Origin of the sequence: Brevundimonas sp., assembly GCF_036399195.1 — a bacterium.
GTDB lineage: Bacteria > Pseudomonadota > Alphaproteobacteria > Caulobacterales > Caulobacteraceae > Brevundimonas.
Map to the genome: position 1 here is coordinate 1 of NZ_DASWNO010000033.1, position 2,323 is coordinate 2,323.

The 2,323-nt window shown below is 63.8% G+C and carries 3 protein-coding genes; all 3 read right to left on the reverse strand.

Annotated features, from left to right (window positions below; translation table 11 throughout):
• Positions 1-78 precede the first annotated feature (78 nt).
• Positions 79-717, reverse strand: coding sequence for a hypothetical protein (locus tag VGB60_RS01805; RefSeq protein WP_331036572.1), 639 nt, complete (start codon positions 715-717; stop codon positions 79-81).
• Positions 718-759: 42 nt separating this feature from the next.
• Entirely contained in the window at positions 760-990 is a 231-nt protein-coding gene (locus VGB60_RS01810) for a hypothetical protein (RefSeq protein ID WP_331036573.1), read from the reverse strand.
• An 826-nt stretch (positions 991-1,816) separates the two neighbouring features.
• The coding region (locus tag VGB60_RS01815; protein WP_331036574.1) for a hypothetical protein at positions 1,817-2,323 on the reverse strand (507 nt) is incomplete at its 5' end.

The window sequence follows — 2,323 nt, forward strand, 5'->3', positions numbered from 1 at the left end:
GAGGTCGCGGCCCGGTTACAGAAATGGCCCAGCGGTTATCCGCTGGGCCATCTTTTGCTTCTGCGAGGCGCGGCTCAGTTAGCGGTAACGCGAGCGCTCCTCAGAAATCTGCGTCGTGCTGTAGGGATCAGCGTCGGGGTCGAACCGTGTCCAGCCGGTCTGCCGATAAGCCTCCCCACGCGTCGCGGCGTCGTAGCCACGCTTGCCATTGAGGATTGCCTCCAGCCTGTCCTTCTCGCCGTCGTCCGCCTTGACGCTCACGAGCGTGCCGCCGCGACGGACGCCTTCCGAATAGACGTTGGCCTCTTCGTCCGAGTGACCAGCTTCCTTGAGGGCGCCGAGCAGGCCTCCGGTCGCGCCTCCTGCTACCGCGCCGACGGCCGCGCCGACGGCGGTCGAGGCGAGCCAGCCAGCCGCGACGACTGGGCCAAGGCCCGGGATCGCCAGCATCCCCAGACCTGCGAGAAGGCCTGCGCCGCCGCCAAGGAGGCCGCCCGTTGTCGCGCCCTTCCCGGTGCCGTCGGCCACATCGTTCTCGCCGTCGCCGTTATGGTCGCCCAGCGGGCCGTCGCCGCCGCGCGAAGACCCGGAGTGCCAGTTGTCGGCGTTGTTGGAGACGATGCTGATCTTGTCGTGGGAAACGCCGCTTGCCTCGAGTTCCGCTACTGCATCGAGGGCTTCGGTATGGCTGTCAAACAGCCGCGTGATGGTCGCCATGGGATGGCTCCTTTGGTGGTGAGTGAAAATAGCGCGATGAGCCTATTGCGGCGTGACAACGCCCTTGTAGTCGACGCTCACGGTGGTCGAGGCGCCGCCCGACTTGGTCGCTTGGCCCTTCCAGATCCCCTGCGCGTCCTGCGTCAGGGGTCCTGACACGCTGTAGCCCTGCTTCTCGATGGCTTCGCGAGCCTGTCCCTCGGTGAAGGAGTTGGCGCCCGGCGTGAGCGCGGCCTTTTCAGACGTGTCTTCCGTGTCGATCGCGGGGTTCACGGGAGACTCGGCGCTTGAAACGGCCGGCCCTTCCACCGGGGCGTCCGCACTGTCGTTATTTCCGCATGCGGTCACGAGGACGGCCACCGCCGAAGCGGCAAGAAGTGTTTTCATCATAGTATTTCCCTTCCAAGGAGACGGTTGGAAGGCATGGCCGTCGGGATCGTTCCTACGGCTCAGGTTGGAAATTCGGGAAGATCAGCCGCCACCCGAAATGTCTGCAAAGGTCGAGAGCAGACGGTCGCCATTGGCGAGTGAGCGGACGTCGGGCGCCACGCCACTCCTCCATCTGGTAGCCATGTTGAACCTGACCAAGTTTTCTGATGTCCGGTAAGTGTCGAGAGCGGTCGAACGCCAAATCCGGAATCTCGACTCCATGACCGACTCTAAATTAGACCCAGCAACGTCAGTGGGGGTCAGGCTCACCCGCCCTCGTCTCTTCCTCATCAGGGGGTGGCGATGAACTCACCGCTTTGCCCGCCGCCGCCGCGACCATTAGGCCGAAGATCAGCCCTAGGGCGAGATTGTCGAACACAATCCAAACGAAGCCCGTGACAACGATTAGGGCCCCAAGCCCAGAACCGACCTTCTTCTGCATACCGGTCATGGCCCCACCCTTTCAGCCACTACGTGACCGTCCGGACTAAGCAGCGTCAAGCCCGGAGAGCGGCGGCTTCGCTTCTATCGGCACGTCGCAAATGACTTGGGAACAGACAGTCGGCTACGAGTGTAGACTGATCGCAGTCGTCCTATCGAGGCCACGCGGTGCGTCGGGATTGGACGCGGACTGCGCTCTGCGTCAAGACGGAGCGAAGGAAGCGCTGGGTTATGCGCTGCGCTCAAGCCGGGTGGCTAGAGCCTGACCTGCGGCGGCGGCGCCCAAGAACACTCCGAGGATGAAGTACGCCTCGATTGATAGCGCGCGGAGGAAAAGCCGCGGTTCAACGACGCCTACGGTCCATGCCAACACAAAGGAAGTGTTCAGCGCGATTCCGGCCAGTGCGAAGACAGCCATCCCGCGCAGACCCCAACGACCCGTGGCAGCGGCCCCGCCGGCATAGGCGAGCCCAAGCGCGGCCATCATCGGACCAAAGGGCCCGAAGCTCCCGATCAAGGCATTGGTTGTGGCGAGCGCGGCGAGCGACGCGCTGGCTGCAACAAGTCTGGCCTGTGTGAGTTTCCGCACGCCTGTCGGCGTCCAAATCCGCCAGATCATAGCCGCCGCAAGACAGCCGGTCGCGAAGCGAAGTCGCTGTGAAGGAGGGATGAACTCAAACTCCGAACGCATCGCGTCGAACCAGCCTCCTCGATCTGCTGGGCCTACGCTGACAGC